A 14,526-nucleotide genomic window follows, 5' to 3' on the forward strand; every position below is an offset into this window, starting at 1 on the left:
ACCACCGCGCCGGATTCACCTCGACCGGCAACCCCCCAAGCAGCGCCTCCTCCCCCGCCCATCTCCCACCCGCCCCCTCCGGGGGCGTCGGCCCCACGGGGTGCCGCACTCCACCGCCCGGCGCACCCGCCCACCCGTTACGGTCGGAGCCACCCGCCAGGGGAAGTGTCGCCATTCCCGCGTCCCCCACCCGTTGCGATCGGGGCCGCCACCGCCCGGACGATCTGCCGGCAAGTCCGCCTGCCCACCCATGGCGGACGGGGCCGCCCCGCCTCGGGTAATCCGCCGCCAACCCCGCGCCCCCCACCCGTTGCGGTCGGGGCCGCCACCGCCTTGGGCAATCTGCCGCCTTGGGCGGCAGGGTGGGCAAGGCGGCACCACGGTGCCGCGCAACGGTGAACGGAGGCGCCGGCCACGGTGCGGCCCCGGGCCCCGGAGGGCCGATAGCCCCCGGAGGGGGCGGGCGGTGGGAGATGAGCGGGCACCGGCGCAGCCGACCGGGCCGGAGCCGCACAACCATCACGCCCAGCACCACCCCGGCACCGCACAACCATCACGCCCAGCACCACCCCCGGCACCGCCCACAAACCCCGGCGCCCCGCAGCGACGAAGACGGGCGCCGCCACGGCCCGCCTCAAAACCGCCGCGCCGCGCGACCACCACCCCCACCCCCACCCGCACCCCACCCGCATCCCGGAACGCCCCGCCTACACCGCCGCCGGCAGCACCGCCGACACCCGGAAGCCGCCCGCGTCCGTCGGGCCCGACACGAAGACTCCGCCGAGGCCGGCCACGCGCTCCTTCATGCCCACCAGACCGTTGCCCCCGGAAGGCAGCCCCGCCGAAGACGCCTCCGCGGGGACCGGCGGCGGCTCGTTCTCCACCTGCATCGCCACCTCGGCCCCCCGATGCGCGAGCCGGACATACGTCTTCGCGCCCGCCGCGTGCTTGTGCACGTTCGTCAGCGCCTCCTGCACGACCCGGTAGGCCGTCTGCTCCACCGCCGCCGCGTACCCCCGCGACTCCCCCTCCACGGACACCTCCACGACCATCCCGGCCGCCCGCGACTGCCCGACCAGATCCTCCAGCTCGGCCAGCCACGGCCCGGCCTCGACCTCCGCCTCGGCCCGCGAGGCCGCCGCCGCGGCAGCCGCCCCGACCGCCTCCAACGGCAACCGGTCCGCATGCCGCGGCACCGGCTCCCCGGCCCGCAGCACCCCCAACATCTCCCGCAGCTCGGTGAGCGCCTGCCGCCCCATGTCCCCGACCAACGCCGCGTTCTTCACGGCCTTCTCGGGATCCTTGCGCGCGACCGCCTGCAACGCCGCCGCGTGCACCACCATCAACGACACCCGGTGCGCCACCACGTCGTGCATCTCCCGCGCGATCCGGGTCCGCTCCTCGCCGCGCGCCCACTCGGCCCGCTCCTCGGCCCGCTCCGCGAGCAGCCCCAGCTCCCGCTCCAGCGACTCGTTCCGCTCCTGCAACGAGTCCATCAGCCGGCGCCGCGCGCCCACATAAAGACCGAGCAGCAACGGCGGAGCCGTCACCCCCAGCGCCGTGGTGATCGCAAGGAACGGCACGACCCAGTTGGCCACCTGGAACGTGTCCGCATGCGCCGCCGAATCCTGCTGCACCCGCACCACCGACACGATCAGCGTGCCCAGGAACGACATCCCCGCAAGCGCCCCGATGAGCCGCCGCGGCACCTCCGACGCCGCCAGCGAATACAGCCCGACGACCGTCAGGAGCACGCCCATCTGCGCCGGCGTCACCGCCACCGAGATCAGCACCACGGCGATCGGCCACTGCCGCCGCAGCACGAGCATCGACCCGGTGAGCACCCCGAAGAGCACCCCCACCCAGACCGGCAACCCGGCCTTGTGCGCGAACGGCACCCCCTCCACGGCACACTCCCCCGCGGACGCCACCGCAAGCACCACATCCAGCACGGCGGCCCTGCGCCGCACCCACCACCACGGCCCCCCGGCCGCGACTCGGTGAACTTCCCCCGCTGTGGTCATACCTTCCAGACTACGGGCGCCGGGTGCCCGTTTTCCGGTGAGTTTTGCGTACTGGCCTACACCACACCCCGCAACCACCAGGGCAACCTCGCCGTCCGAGTTCCGCAAGGAGCCGACCTGTACCGTCGCATCGAAGGCTCTTGGTACGGCATAGTGTTGGGGGCCCGACCAACGACCTGACGTAATGTCCGGTTTAGGTCGACACCATCCCCCGTGGTGTAATTGGCAGCACTGTGGCTTTTGGTGCCATCTGTCCGGGTTCAAGTCCTGGCGGGGGAGCTGTACGCGGTTGCGGGGCCCGATCGAAACGGTCGGGCCCCGCCCCCATGCCCGGCCCAAAACCCCCCGGTATCCTGCGGATGTCCACCCCACAACGCATCCGACGCCGAAGGGCCCACCCGTGAGCAGCGCCAACACCCCGGCAGCCGTCGTCGTACTCGCAGCGGGTGAGGGCACCCGTATGAAGTCGGCCACGCCGAAAGTCCTGCACGAGCTCTGCGGCCGGTCGCTGGTCGGCCATGTGCTCGCCGCCTCCCGTGAGTTGAACCCCGAGCAGCTCGTCGTGGTCGTCGGTCACGAGCGCGAGAAGGTCGCCGCGCACGTGACCGAGGTCGACCCCGGGACCCGCACCGCCGTGCAGGCCGAGCAGAACGGCACGGGGCACGCCGTGCGGATGGGCCTCGAGGGCCTGGACGGCGCCATCGAGGGCACCGTCGTCGTGGTCTGCGGCGACACCCCGCTGCTCACCGGTGGGACGCTCAAGGCCCTGGCCGCCACCCACGCCGCCGACGGCAACGCTGTCACCGTGCTGACCGCCGAGGTCCCGGACGCCACCGGCTACGGGCGCATCGTCCGCGACAACGTCTCGGGCGCGGTCACCGCGATCGTCGAGCACAAGGACGCCACGGAGGCCCAGCGTGCGATCGGCGAGATCAACTCGGGGGTCTTCGCCTTCGACGGCCGGCTGCTCACCGACGCCCTGAAGAAGGTGCGGACGGACAACAGCCAGGGTGAGGAGTACCTCACCGACGTGCTCGGGATTCTGCGTGAGGCGGGGCACCGGGTCGGTGCTTCCGTCGCCGCCGACCACCGTGAGATCGCCGGGATCAACAACCGTGTGCAGCTCTCCGAGGCCCGCCGCACGCTCAACGACCGCCTCCTTGAGGAGGCGATGCTCTCCGGGGTCACCGTCGTCGACCCGGCGAGCACCTTCGTGGACGTCACCGTGACCTTCGAGCGGGACGCCACCGTCCTGCCGGGCACGCAGCTGCACGGCGCCACGCACCTCGCCGAGGGCTCCGTAGTGGGCCCCAACACCCGCCTCACCAACACCCGCGTCGGCGCCGGCGCCCGCGTCGACAACACCGTCGCCGACAACTCGGACATCGGCCCCGAGGCATCCGTCGGCCCGTTCGCGTATCTGCGGCCCGGTACCCGGCTCGGCCTGAAGTCGAAGATCGGGACGTTCGTCGAGGCGAAGAACTCGTCGATCGGCGAGGGCACGAAGGTCCCGCACCTGTCGTACGTGGGTGACGCGACGATCGGTGACTTCACCAACATCGGTGCCGCGAGTGTCTTCGTGAACTACGACGGGGAGAGCAAGCACCACTCGACCGTGGGGTCCCACTGCAAGACCGGTTCGGACAACATGTTTGTGGCGCCTGTCACCATCGGGGACGGCGCGTACACCGCCGCGGGCTCCGTGATCACGAAGGATGTGCCCGCCGGTTCGCTGGCCGTGGCCCGTGGCCAGCAAAGGAATATCGAGGGTTGGGTGGCTCGAAAGCGCCCCGGGAGCACGGCCGCGAAGGCGGCCGAGGCGGCTTCCCGGGATCCCGAAAGCGCGGGCTGACCGGAAACAGGTGCGTCCGACACGGCGTACCGTGATACCTGCACACGATTCGCCTGGCTCGCTGCTAATGGGACGCGCGGGCAGCTGCGGCGGACGAACTCGCGTCTGAGGAGACTAGTGCTGTGAGCGGGATCAAGACGACCGGCGAGAAGAAGATGATGCTCTTCTCCGGCCGCGCCCACCCCGAGCTTGCCGAGGAGGTCGCGCACCAGCTCGGTGTCGGGATCGTCCCGACCAAGGCTTTCGACTTCGCCAATGGCGAGATCTACGTCCGCTACCAGGAGTCCGCTCGCGGCGCCGACTGCTTCCTGATCCAGAGCCACACGGCTCCGATCAACAAGTGGATCATGGAGCAGTTGATCATGATCGACGCGCTGAAGCGCGCGTCGGCCCGCTCCATCACGGTCATCGTGCCGTTCTACGGTTACGCGCGGCAGGACAAGAAGCACCGCGGACGTGAACCGATCTCGGCGCGTCTGGTCGCGGACCTGATGAAGACCGCCGGTGCCCACCGCATCCTGACGGTGGACCTGCACACGGACCAGATCCAGGGCTTCTTCGACGGCCCGGTGGACCACCTGTTCGCGCTGCCGATCCTGGCGGACTACGTGGGCGCGAAGGTCGACCGCAACAAGCTGACGGTCGTCTCCCCCGACGCCGGCCGTGTGCGCGTCGCCGACCGCTGGTGCGACCGTCTCGGTGCGCCGCTGGCGATCGTGCACAAGCGCCGTGACAAGGACGTCGCCAACCAGGTCACCGTGCACGAGGTCGTGGGTGACGTGAAGGGCCGCGTCTGTGTGCTCGTCGACGACATGATCGACACGGGTGGCACGATCTGCGCCGCCGCCGACGCCCTGTTCGCGCACGGTGCGGAGGACGTCATCGTGACGGCGACGCACGGCGTGCTCTCCGGCCCCGCCGCGGACCGTCTGAAGAACTCGAAGGTGAGCGAGTTCGTGTTCACGGACACGCTGCCGACGCCGGGCGAGCTGGAGCTCGACAAGATCACGGTCCTGTCGATCGCCCCGACCATCGCCTCCGCGGTGCGCGAGGTCTTCGAGGACGGCTCGGTGACCAGCCTCTTCGAGGGCGAAGCCTGATCTCCGCAGGGATCTCGCGCTAGAAGATCCATTTGGGTGCGGCCTCCCCCGCCGAGTAGACTGCTGAAGTTGCTCGGCGAGGGAGGCCGTACTTCTGTTTTCGGAAGTGCAGGCTGTCCGTTATCGACGCGCTCTTCGTAGCAGGCCGTTCGTGGCCGGGTGACCGCCCGTTTTTGGGGATTCCCCTAGTTCTACGAGGAGTTGAAGAGCATGTCCGAGGTCAAGCTTTCCGTCGAGACCCGCAGCGAGTTCGGCAAGGGTGCCTCCCGCCGTCTGCGCCAGGTCGAGAAGGTTCCCGGTGTCGTCTACGGCCACGGCAACGAGCCGCAGCACATCGTGCTCGACTCGCACGCCCTGATGCTGGCCCTGCGTACGCCGAACGTCCTGATCCGTCTGGAGATCGACGGCGGCAAGTCCACCGAGCTGGTCATCCCGAAGTCCGTGCAGCGTGACGCGATCACGAGCTTCCTGGTCCACGTCGACCTGCTCCAGGTGAAGAGCGGCGAGAAGGTCACCGTCGAGCTCCCGATCCACACCGAGGGCGAGCTGGCCCCGGGTGGCAACCTGCTCGAGCACGTGCTGAACACGCTGTCGGTCGAGACCGAGGCGACGCACATCCCCGAGTCGGTCACCGTCTCCGTCGAGGGTCTCGAGGCCGGTGCCTCGATCCACGCCAAGGACATCACGCTGCCCAAGGGCACCACGCTGTCCACCGACGAGGACGCCGTCGTCCTTCAGGTCCTGTCGGCGCAGGCCGAGGAGGCCCCGGCCGAGGCCGAGGGCGACGAGGCCGCCGCGGAGGCCTGAGCCTTCAGGGTCTGACCTGGTGTACGGGGTGGTGGGCGCGGCCCGCCACCCCGTATCTCTGTTTCGCGACGTACCGACGCACCGACGCACCGACGACGTAGCCGTAAGGAATGTGCATGTCCGACGAGAACGCTCCCTGGCTGATCGCCGGGCTTGGCAACCCCGGCCCCGAGTACGCGATGAACCGGCACAACGTCGGCTTCATGGTGGCCGATCTGCTGGCGCGGCGGATGGGCGCCAAGTTCAAGCGGGCGACCAAGGGGCAGGCGCAGGTCGTCGAGGGGCGGATCGGTCCGCCCGGGCCGCTGAACCGCCGGGTGATCCTCGCGAAGCCGATGTCGTACATGAACGTCTCGGGTGGTCCCGTGACGGCGCTGTGCGACTTCTACAAGGTGCCGACGGAGCACATCGTGGCGATCCACGACGAGCTGGACATCGACTACGGGGTGCTGCGCCTGAAGCTGGGCGGTGGCGACAACGGGCACAACGGTCTGAAGTCGATCACGAAGTCGCTGGGCAGCGACTACCACCGGGTGCGGTTCGGGATCGGTCGTCCGCCGGGGCGGATGCAGGTCGCGGACTTCGTGCTCAAGGACTTCTCGTCGACGGAGCGCAAGGAGCTCGACTACTTCGTGGACCGCGCGGCCGATGCCGCGGAGGCGCTGGTGATCGAGGGCCTGGAGCGGGCCCAGTCGACGTACAACTCCTGACCTGTACGGACTGACCTGTACGGACTTGTCGGGGCGGAATCCGGCCGGGAGTTGACCGTACGCAGGGTCATGCCCAAGGATCCCGGCCATGTTGCCTGTTGCCCGTCAGATCGCGGCGGCCGTGGTCGCCGCACTGCTGCTGATCGCCGGCGTGTGGGCCTCGTGGGGTGCGGCGCAGCACGTGATGTTCCCGGCGGGCCGTGAGCGCGGCACGATGACGGTGACCCGGTGCGCGGACGAGACGTGCGCGGGACCGTTCTCGCCGGCCTCCCCCACCGCCGTACGGCATGCGAGCGTGACGATCGACCGCTCGATCGGGGAGAAGAAGGGCGCGCGCTTCCCCGTGGTCCTCAAGCCGAGTTCGACGGAGGCGGTGCGCGCGGGCACCGCCGGATTTCTGCATGCGTGGGTGCCGCTCGGCGGCGCGCTGCTGCTCGCGTCGGTGGTGCTCGCGGGCGGGATACGCGACCGGCGCCTCACGTGGGTCACGGGAGGCGCCGGAATCGCGCTGCTGACGGCGGCCTTCGCCGCCCTGAACCTCTAGATCAGCCGGTGTTGCGCAGGCCCGCGGCCACACCGTTCACGGTGAGCAGCAGGGCGCGGCCGAGCGTCGGGTCCGGGGTCTCGTCCGCGGCCGCCGCGTCGCGCTGCCGCTTGAGCAGGGCGACCTGGAGGTACGAGATCGGGTCGAGGTAGGCGTCGCGGATCGCGAATGTCTGCTTCAACACGGGCTGCGCGTCCAGGAGTTCGCTGCCGCCGGTGATGCGAAGGACCTCGGCGACGGTGAGCTCGTGCTCGGCGACGATGGCGTCGAAGACGTGCTTGAGGTCGTCGGGCACGAGCGTGTCGACGTAGTGCTTGGCGATCCGCAGGTCCGTCTTGGCGAGCGTCATCTCGACGTTGGAGATGAAGTTGCGGAAGAAGTGCCACTGTTCGTGCATCTCGTCGAGCATGGTGTCCAGGCCCGCCTCGCGCAGCGCCTTGAGACCGGAGCCGACGCCGAACCAGCCGGGCACGATCTGCCGGGACTGGGTCCAGCCGAAGACCCACGGGATGGCGCGCAGGCCGTCGAGCGAGATGCCCGAGCCGGGGCGGCGCGAGGGCCGCGAGCCCAGGTGCAGGTCGGCGAGCTGGTCGACGGGCGTGGAGGCGAGGAAGTAGTTCGGCAGGTCCGGGTCCTCGACGAGCGACCGGTAGGCGTGGTGCGCGGCGTCGGAGACGACGTCCATCGCGGCGTCCCAGCGGGCGAGGGCCTCGTCGGACTGGCGCGGCGCCGTGTGCAGGGCGGAGGCCTGCAGCGTCGCCGCGACGGTCAGTTCCAGGTTCTCGCGGGCCAGGGACGGCACCAGGTACTTGTCGGAGATGACCTCGCCCTGCTCGGTCACCTTGATCTCGCCCTCCAGCGTTCCCCAGGGCTGGGCGAGGATCGCGTCGTGCGAGGGGCCGCCGCCGCGGCCGACGGTGCCGCCGCGGCCGTGGAAGAGGCGCAGGCGCACGCCGTAGCGGTGGGCGACGTCGCGCAGCCGGCGCTGGGCGCGGTGGATCTCCCACTGCGAGGTGGTGATGCCGCCGAACTTGGAGGAGTCGGAGTAGCCGAGCATGACCTCCTGCACGTCCCCGTTGAGCGCGACGAGGCGCCGGTAGGACGGGTCGGAGAGCATGTCCTCCAGGATCGTGTCGGCGGCCTTCAGCTCGTCCGTCGTCTCCAGGAGCGGCACGATGCCGATCTTGGCCCAGCCCGCGTGCAGATCGATGAGGCCCGCCTCGCGGGCGAGGACGGTCGCGGCGAACACGTCGTCGGCGCCCTGGCACATCGAGATGATGTACGACTCGATGACCTCGGGCCCGAACACGTCGAGGGCGCGCTGGATGGTGTGGAAGACGCCGAGCGTCTTCTCGCCGTCGGCGTCGAGCGGCGCCGGGGTCGGGGCCAGGGGCCTTCTGGACCGCAGCTCCTTGGCGAGCAGCTTGCCGCGGTAGTCGCGCGGCATGTCGGCGTAGCGCCAGGACTCCTCGCCGAGCCGGTCGAAGAGCTGGCCGAGCGTGTGGTGGTGGGCGTCGGCGTGCTCGCGTACGTCCATCGTGGCGAGCTGCAGGCCGAAGGCGGAGAGCGTACGGATCGTACGGTTCATGCGGCCTTCGGCGAACAGTCCGCCGCGGTGCTCGCGCAGCGAGGTCTGGATGAGCGTCAGGTCGTGCAGCAGCTCGGCCGTGCCGAGGTAGTCGCGGCCTTCCTTGTGCGGCGTGTTCTTGGCGAGCCGCTCCTTGGTGTTCTCCAGCTTCTGCCGGATCGCGGTGGCCTTGAGCCGGTAGGGCTCCTCCGCGTTGAGCCGCTTGTAGCGGGGGCTGATCTCCGGGAGGCGCTCCAGGTCGCACTGGAGCGAGGTGAGCAGCTCCTCGGTGGCGCCCGTGTAGCGGATCGAGTTCGACAGGAAGCCGCGCAGCTCGTCGATCATGTCGAGCGCGTCGTTGATCCCGTGCTCGTGCTGGAGGATCAGGACGTCCCAGGTGACCTGCGGCGTCACGTTCGGGTTGCCGTCGCGGTCGCCGCCGATCCAGGTGCCGAAGGTGAGCGGGCGGCTGTCCTCGGGGAGCTGGTAGCCGACGCGCTCCAGCTCGGCGGTGAGGTCCTCCAGAACGTCGCCGACGGCGCCGGCGTGCAGTTCGTCCAGGTAATAGATCGCGTTACGGGACTCGTCCGTGACCTCGGGGCGTACGACACGCAGCTCGTCCGTCTGCCACACCAGGTCGATGTTCTCGGCCAGGCGGATGTCGTAGCGCCGCCGGTCGGTCTCCAGGACCGGGGTCTCGAGCAGCTCGGCGATGCGGCGCAGCTTGCCGAGGACGGAGCGGCGGGCGGCCTCGGTGGGGTGGGCCGTGAAGACGGGTCGCACGTTCAGGTGCTTGACCGTGTCGCGCAGGTGGTCCGGGTCGGCGTCCTTGAGCCGGTCCGCGGTGCGGGCGAGCAGTCCGCCCTCGGCGGCCCGCATGGCGCGCAGCTCGCGGCCACGGTGCACCTGCTCCGTCACGTTGGCCAGGTGGAAGTACGTGGAAAAGGCGCGGACCAGCTTGGCCGCGGTGTCCAGCTCGGTGCCGCGCAACAGCTCGGCGGCGGCCTCGCCGTCCTCGCGGGTCAGGCGGCGGACCTTTTCGACCAGCTCGAGCAGCTCAGGGCCCTCCTGGCGGACCAGGGTCTCGCCCAGGAGGTCACCGAGCCGACGGATGTCGGCGCGCAGCTCGGCGCTGGTGCTCGTCGCAGCGGTCTGTTCGTCGGCACTGCTCACAGGTGCGGCTCCTTGCAATGGTGAAGCACGTCGGGCACGTGGTGAAGCACGTCGGGAGGAAGGATCCCCGGATCCGGGTACACAACCCAGGGTGGAGATTCAGAGCGGACCGCGCTGTCCGACCGATTCCAAGGATATGTGCCGCCGCCGACGGCGAGGTCGGAGCCTCTTGCCGCACGGCTGCACGCCGGCGTACTTACGGTGCCGTAGGTTACGGAACCGTAAGCAAGCTGTCCGCGGATCCCCGTGGATCTCCTGACCCGTCTCAGCCCGTCTCAACCCTCGACTTACAGGGGAACCCATGGCCACCAGTACCGATGTGATCGAAGACGCTGCCAGTACGGCGTCAGAACCGCCTGCCACCTCGCATTCTGCGACACTCGGCGGCGAACAGAAGGGCTCCGTGGAGCAGATCACACTGCTCCTGTTCATCGCCGTCCCGTTCGTGGCCCTGCTCGCGGCGGTGCCGCTGGCCTGGGGCTGGGGAGTGAGCTGGCTCGACCTCGGGCTGCTCGTCGTCTTCTACTTCGTGGGCTGTCACGGCATCACGATCGGCTTCCACCGGTATTTCACGCACGGCTCCTTCAAGGCGAAGCGCCCGCTGCGGATCGCGCTGGCGATCATGGGCTCGCTCGCGGTGGAGGGCCCGGTCGTGCGCTGGGTCGCCGACCACCGCAAGCATCACAAGTTCTCCGACGCCGAGGGCGACCCGCACTCGCCGTGGCGGTACGGGGAGACGGTCCCCGCCCTGCTGAAGGGGCTGTGGTGGGCGCACATGGCCTGGATGTTCGACGAGGAGCAGACCTCGCAGGAGAAGTACGCCCCGGACCTGGTCAAGGACCCGGCGATCCGGGCGATCTCCCGCCAGTTCGTGCTGTGGACGCTGCTGTCGCTCTTCCTGCCCGCCCTGATCGGCGGCCTGGTCACGATGTCGTGGTGGGGCGCGTTCACGGCGTTCTTCTGGGGCTCGCTCGTCCGGGTGGCGCTGCTGCACCACGTCACGTGGTCCATCAACTCGATCTGCCACGCCGTCGGCAAGCGCCCCTTCAAGTCCCGCGACCGCAGCGGCAACGTGTGGTGGCTGGCCGTCCTGTCCTGCGGCGAGTCCTGGCACAACCTGCACCACGCGGACCCGACGTCGGCGCGGCACGGGGTGGAGCGCGGCCAGGTGGACTCCTCGGCCCGCCTGATCCGCTGGTTCGAGCAGCTGGGCTGGGCGCACGACGTGCGCTGGCCGTCCGAGGACCGCATCGCCTCGCGCCGCAAGGCGCAGGCCGTCGACGCCGGCTGACGCCCGCACGGCATGATGGACGACGTGGCGACCGACTCAAGCACCCCGAGCAGCGACAAGCCCGACAAGCAACCCAGGCGTACGCGCCGGACCCGTATGACGGGGGCGGAGCGGCGCCAGCAGCTCCTGGAGATCGGTCGTGTCCTCTTCGCCGCCAAGGGCTTCGAGGGCACGTCGGTGGAGGAGATCGCGGCGAAGGCCGGGGTCTCCAAGCCGGTGGTGTACGAGCACTTCGGCGGCAAGGAGGGCCTGTACGCGGTGGTCGTGGACCGCGAGATGCGCCAGCTCCTGGACATGGTGACCGGCTCGCTGACCGCCGGGCACGCGCGTGAGCTCGTCGAGCAGGCGGCGTTCGCGCTCCTCGACTACATCGAGGAGCACACGGACGGCTTCCGCATCCTGGTCCGCGACTCCCCCATCCCGCAGTCCACGGGTTCCTTCGCGTCGCTGATCTCCGACATCGCGACGCAGGTGGAGGACATCCTGGGCCGCGAGTTCAAGTCCCGCGGCTTCGACCCGAAGCTGGCGCCGCTGTACGCGCAGGCGCTGGTCGGGATGGTGGCGCTGACCGGGCAGTGGTGGCTGGACGCGCGCAAGCCGAAGAAGGCGGAGGTCGCGGCGCATCTGGTGAATTTGGCGTGGCACGGCTTGGACGGGCTGGAGCCGAATCCGCGGCTGATAGGCCACCGGAAGAGCTGATCCCCTCCGGGGCGCGGGCCATTCAAGCCCCTGCGGCGATTGAGGCGCGGGCCATTGAAGCCCCTGCGGCGATTGAGCAGCGGGGTCCGGGGCGGAGCCCCGTGAGCCCGGCCACGGCGCCGCTGCTCAATCGCCGGCGGGGCTTGATGGTGGGGACTTGGGCTGCAGGAACTCCAGACGGTTGCCGACCGGGTCGGCGCAGTAGAAGCGGTGGCACCCCGGCACCAGGTCGTCCCAGGTGACCTCGACGCCCCGCCCCGCCAGCCGCCGCGCGTACGCCTCGATGTCCCGCACCCTCAGGCCCGGGTGCGCCTTCCTCGCGGGGCGGAAGTCGTGGTCGATGCCCAGGTGGAGCCGGACCGGTCCGGACTCGAACCAGCACCCGCCCCGCCCCGCGAGCCCCGGTGGCTTGGGGGTTTCGGTCATGCCGAGGGCGTCGGCGTAGAAGGCCCGCAGCGCGACCTCGCTGCCCGGTGGCGCCGCGAGTTGCACATGGTCGATCCCGGTCAGCGTCATGAGCGGGTCGCCACCACGAAGATCCGCCGGAACGGCAGCACCGTGCCGTGCTCCGTCGCCGGATACGCCTCGCGGAGCAGATCGCGGTACTCGGTGACGAACGCGTCCCGCGCCTCCGGGTCGTCCGCGAGCGCGGTCAGGACGGGGCGCAGGCCGGTGCCCTTGACCCAGTCGAGGACCGGGTCGGGGCCCTCCAGGAGGTGCATGTACGTCGTCTCCCAGGCGTCGACCGCGCAGCCGAGGTCTGCCAGGCGCTCCAGGTACGCCGCGGGTGCGAGCACCGCGTCGCCGTGGCGCAGCACTCCGGACAGGCGGTCCTTCCAGCGGGCCGATTCGGCCAGCTCACGCATCAGGACGTGGCTGGGCGCGTCGAAGTTGCCGGGCACCTGGAAGGCGAACGTGCCGCCGGGGGCCACCGCGCCGATCCACCGGGGGAAGGCGTCGGCGTGGTCCGGGACCCATTGCAGCGTCGCGTTCGACAGCAGCAGGTCGTACGTCTCCGTGGGCGTCCAGTCGGCCGCGTCCGCGTAAGCGAAGTCGAGGCGGTCGCTCGCGTGGGCAGCGGCCCGCTCCAGCATCTGGGGCGAGTTGTCGTAGCCGGTGATGCGGGCGGTGGGCCAGCGTTCGGCGAGCAGTGTCGTGACGTTGCCGGGGCCGCAGCCGAGGTCGGCGATGCGGGCGGGGTCCCCCGGGAGGGCGGGGACGCGGGCGAGCAGGTCGACGAAGGGGCGGCCGCGGTGGCCCGCGTGCCGGAGGTACTGCTGGGGGTCCCAGGAGGGTGCAGGTGTCATACCGTCAAGCGTCGATCGCGAGTATCTCGATGTCAAGATAGTCGACCTCAAGAGACTTCATGTCGACACACCCCCTACACTGATCGTCATGGAGGACGAGGTCGACCGTCTGGTCTCAGCGTGGCGCCGAGAGCGCCCCGACCTCGACGTGGAGCCCCTTGAGGTGCTCAGTCGGGTCAGCAGGCTCGCGCGCCATCTCGACAGGGCCCGCCGCCTGGCGTTCTCCGAGCACAATCTGGAGCCGTGGGAGTTCGACGTGCTGACGGCGCTGCGGCGCGCGGGCACGCCGTATCAGCTCTCTCCCGGTCAGCTGCTCACGCAGACGCTGGTGACGTCCGGCACGATGACGAACCGCATCGACCGGCTCGCCAAGAAGGGGCTCGTCGAGCGGTTGCCGGATCCCAGCGATCGGCGGGGTGTTCTCGTCCGGCTCACGGACGAGGGGCGGGACCGGGCCGACCAGGCCCTGGCCGGGCTGCTTGAGCAGGAGCGGGCGATTCTGGCGGAGTTGTCGCGGGTGCAGCGGGGTGAACTGGCGGGGTTGCTCCGCCAGTTGACCGCGCCGTTCGACAACATCCCCGGTTGAAAAGATCGGGGCTCTGCCCCGGACCCCGCTGCTCAATCGCCGCAGGGGCTTAAAAATGCTACTCAAGCGCCGCCGGGGCTTAAAGGGCTCAGCTCGCCGCCTCCAGGTCGGCCGGGCCCACGCCCGCCCTGCGGGCCAGCGCCACCGCTGCGAGGGTGGAGTGGACGCCGAGTTTGCCGAGGACGTTCTGCATGTGGGTGCGGACCGTGTGCGGGGAAAGGAAGAGGCGCTCCGCCACCGCCTTGCGGCCGAGGCCGGCCACCATGCAGCGCAGCACCTCGCGCTCACGCGGCGTCAGGGACTCGACGAGCCGCTCGGACTCGGTGCGGTGCTTGCGGGCCGCGGTCAACTCCCGCAGGACGCCCGTGAGCAGTGCGGGCGGCAGATGCGTCTCCTCGCGCAGCACACCCCGTATGACGGTCAACAGGCGTGACAGGGAACAGTCCTTGGCCACCCAGCCGGACGCCCCCGCCTGCAGCGCGAGCGCCGCGCGGCGCGGATCGTCCCGCTCTGCGAGCACCACCGAACGGACGGCAGGCTGGGCCGAACGGACGCCCGCCACCAGGGAGATGCCGTCGACGAGGCCGTCCTGCGAGGCACTGTCGGGTACCGCCGTCGGCGCGCGCATGCCCTGGAACGATGCCGCGCCCAGGTCCGCGTCGATCAGCAGCACATCGAATCGGCGTCCCTCCGCGACCGCCCGGTCGAGGCAGCGCAGAGCGGCGGGGCCGCTCCCCGCGGCCGACACGTCGACATCGGGCTCGGCCGCGAGTGCCGCGGCGAGCGACTCGGCGAAGATGCGATGGTCGTCGACTACAAGGACCCGGATGCGTACCACGTGATTACCCCCTTACCCGAGCTCCGGT

13 protein-coding genes and 1 tRNA gene are annotated in these 14,526 nt (G+C 70.4%); 9 read left to right on the forward strand and 5 right to left on the reverse strand.

Translation table 11 applies throughout. The features are described 5' to 3' along the window. Window positions 1-707: 707 nt before the first annotated feature. Window positions 708-2,024, reverse strand: coding sequence for a sensor histidine kinase (locus tag ACIRHA_RS33425; protein WP_403853646.1), 1,317 nt, complete (start codon window positions 2,022-2,024; stop codon window positions 708-710). A 207-nt stretch (window positions 2,025-2,231) separates the two neighbouring features. On the opposite strand from ACIRHA_RS33425, the gene ACIRHA_RS33430 reads away from it, so the two are divergent. The 6 genes from ACIRHA_RS33430 to ACIRHA_RS33455 all read left to right on the forward strand — a co-directional run bounded on the left by ACIRHA_RS33430 (window position 2,232) and on the right by ACIRHA_RS33455 (window position 7,037). Next, a tRNA-Gln gene (locus tag ACIRHA_RS33430) sits at window positions 2,232-2,303 on the forward strand. A 121-nt stretch (window positions 2,304-2,424) separates the two neighbouring features. Continuing rightward, a complete protein-coding gene (glmU, locus tag ACIRHA_RS33435) occupies window positions 2,425-3,876 on the forward strand; it encodes a bifunctional UDP-N-acetylglucosamine diphosphorylase/glucosamine-1-phosphate N-acetyltransferase GlmU (RefSeq protein WP_403853648.1) in 1,452 nt (483 codons plus the stop codon). 122 nt (window positions 3,877-3,998) lie between these two features. Then, window positions 3,999-4,976, forward strand: coding sequence for a ribose-phosphate diphosphokinase (locus ACIRHA_RS33440; RefSeq protein ID WP_403853650.1), 978 nt, complete (start codon window positions 3,999-4,001; stop codon window positions 4,974-4,976). A gap of 210 nt (window positions 4,977-5,186) precedes the next feature. Continuing rightward, window positions 5,187-5,783: a 50S ribosomal protein L25/general stress protein Ctc gene (locus ACIRHA_RS33445; protein ID WP_403853652.1), complete on the forward strand. Its 597-nt coding sequence runs from the start codon at window positions 5,187-5,189 to the stop codon at window positions 5,781-5,783. A 110-nt stretch (window positions 5,784-5,893) separates the two neighbouring features. After that, complete coding sequence (pth, locus tag ACIRHA_RS33450) at window positions 5,894-6,493, forward strand: aminoacyl-tRNA hydrolase (protein WP_403853654.1); 600 nt, start codon at window positions 5,894-5,896, stop codon at window positions 6,491-6,493. 88 nt (window positions 6,494-6,581) lie between these two features. After that, window positions 6,582-7,037, forward strand: a complete 456-nt coding sequence (locus ACIRHA_RS33455) for a hypothetical protein (protein ID WP_403853656.1) — start codon at window positions 6,582-6,584, stop codon at window positions 7,035-7,037. A 1-nt stretch (window position 7,038) separates the two neighbouring features. On the opposite strand, the gene ppc is transcribed toward ACIRHA_RS33455, so the two are convergent. Next, window positions 7,039-9,777, reverse strand: coding sequence for a phosphoenolpyruvate carboxylase (gene ppc / locus ACIRHA_RS33460; protein ID WP_403853658.1), 2,739 nt, complete (start codon window positions 9,775-9,777; stop codon window positions 7,039-7,041). A 301-nt stretch (window positions 9,778-10,078) separates the two neighbouring features. Between ppc and ACIRHA_RS33465 the strand changes: the two genes are divergently transcribed. Together ACIRHA_RS33465 and ACIRHA_RS33470 are read left to right on the forward strand one after the other, a co-directional pair. Next, window positions 10,079-11,068 carry an acyl-CoA desaturase gene (locus ACIRHA_RS33465; RefSeq protein ID WP_403853660.1) on the forward strand — a complete coding sequence of 330 codons (990 nt, stop codon included), beginning with the start codon at window positions 10,079-10,081 and terminating at the stop codon, window positions 11,066-11,068. Between the two features lie 12 nt (window positions 11,069-11,080). Beyond that, a complete protein-coding gene (locus ACIRHA_RS33470; protein WP_403853662.1) occupies window positions 11,081-11,767 on the forward strand; it encodes a TetR family transcriptional regulator in 687 nt (228 codons plus the stop codon). A 126-nt stretch (window positions 11,768-11,893) separates the two neighbouring features. Here the strand turns inward: ACIRHA_RS33470 and ACIRHA_RS33475 are convergent, their stop codons facing one another. Beyond that, window positions 11,894-12,283 (reverse strand): VOC family protein, encoded by a 390-nt coding sequence (locus ACIRHA_RS33475; RefSeq protein WP_403853664.1) that lies wholly within the window; start codon window positions 12,281-12,283, stop codon window positions 11,894-11,896. After that, on the reverse strand, window positions 12,280-13,074 hold the full coding sequence (locus ACIRHA_RS33480) for a trans-aconitate 2-methyltransferase (protein WP_403853666.1): 795 nt from the start codon (window positions 13,072-13,074) through the stop codon (window positions 12,280-12,282). The genes ACIRHA_RS33475 and ACIRHA_RS33480 overlap by 4 nt, the downstream gene beginning before the upstream one ends. 88 nt (window positions 13,075-13,162) lie before the next feature. On the opposite strand from ACIRHA_RS33480, the gene tamR reads away from it, so the two are divergent. Beyond that, window positions 13,163-13,660: a MarR family transcriptional regulator TamR gene (gene tamR / locus ACIRHA_RS33485; protein WP_403853668.1), complete on the forward strand. Its 498-nt coding sequence runs from the start codon at window positions 13,163-13,165 to the stop codon at window positions 13,658-13,660. Between the two features lie 88 nt (window positions 13,661-13,748). Here tamR and ACIRHA_RS33490 read toward each other — a convergent pair whose 3' ends face one another. Then, entirely contained in the window at window positions 13,749-14,498 is a 750-nt protein-coding gene (locus tag ACIRHA_RS33490; RefSeq protein ID WP_403853670.1) for a LuxR C-terminal-related transcriptional regulator, read from the reverse strand. Window positions 14,499-14,526 lie beyond the last annotated feature (28 nt).

The organism is Streptomyces sp. NPDC102360, from assembly GCF_044766085.1.
GTDB lineage: Bacteria > Actinomycetota > Actinomycetes > Streptomycetales > Streptomycetaceae > Streptomyces.

Excerpts from the sequence above, each read along its gene's own strand:
- ACIRHA_RS33480 (WP_403853666.1), bottom strand. The coding sequence starts at position 13,074 with ATGACACCTGCACCCTCCTGGGACCCCCAGCAGTACCTCCGGCACGCG.
- ACIRHA_RS33465 (WP_403853660.1), top strand. The coding sequence starts at position 10,079 with ATGGCCACCAGTACCGATGTGATCGAAGACGCTGCCAGTACGGCGTCA.
- ACIRHA_RS33445 (WP_403853652.1), top strand. The coding sequence starts at position 5,187 with ATGTCCGAGGTCAAGCTTTCCGTCGAGACCCGCAGCGAGTTCGGCAAG.
- tamR (WP_403853668.1), top strand. The coding sequence starts at position 13,163 with ATGGAGGACGAGGTCGACCGTCTGGTCTCAGCGTGGCGCCGAGAGCGC.
- ACIRHA_RS33425 (WP_403853646.1), bottom strand. The coding sequence starts at position 2,024 with ATGACCACAGCGGGGGAAGTTCACCGAGTCGCGGCCGGGGGGCCGTGG.
- ACIRHA_RS33475 (WP_403853664.1), bottom strand. The coding sequence starts at position 12,283 with ATGACGCTGACCGGGATCGACCATGTGCAACTCGCGGCGCCACCGGGC.
- pth (WP_403853654.1), top strand. The coding sequence starts at position 5,894 with ATGTGCATGTCCGACGAGAACGCTCCCTGGCTGATCGCCGGGCTTGGC.
- ACIRHA_RS33470 (WP_403853662.1), top strand. The coding sequence starts at position 11,081 with ATGATGGACGACGTGGCGACCGACTCAAGCACCCCGAGCAGCGACAAG.
- ACIRHA_RS33455 (WP_403853656.1), top strand. The coding sequence starts at position 6,582 with ATGTTGCCTGTTGCCCGTCAGATCGCGGCGGCCGTGGTCGCCGCACTG.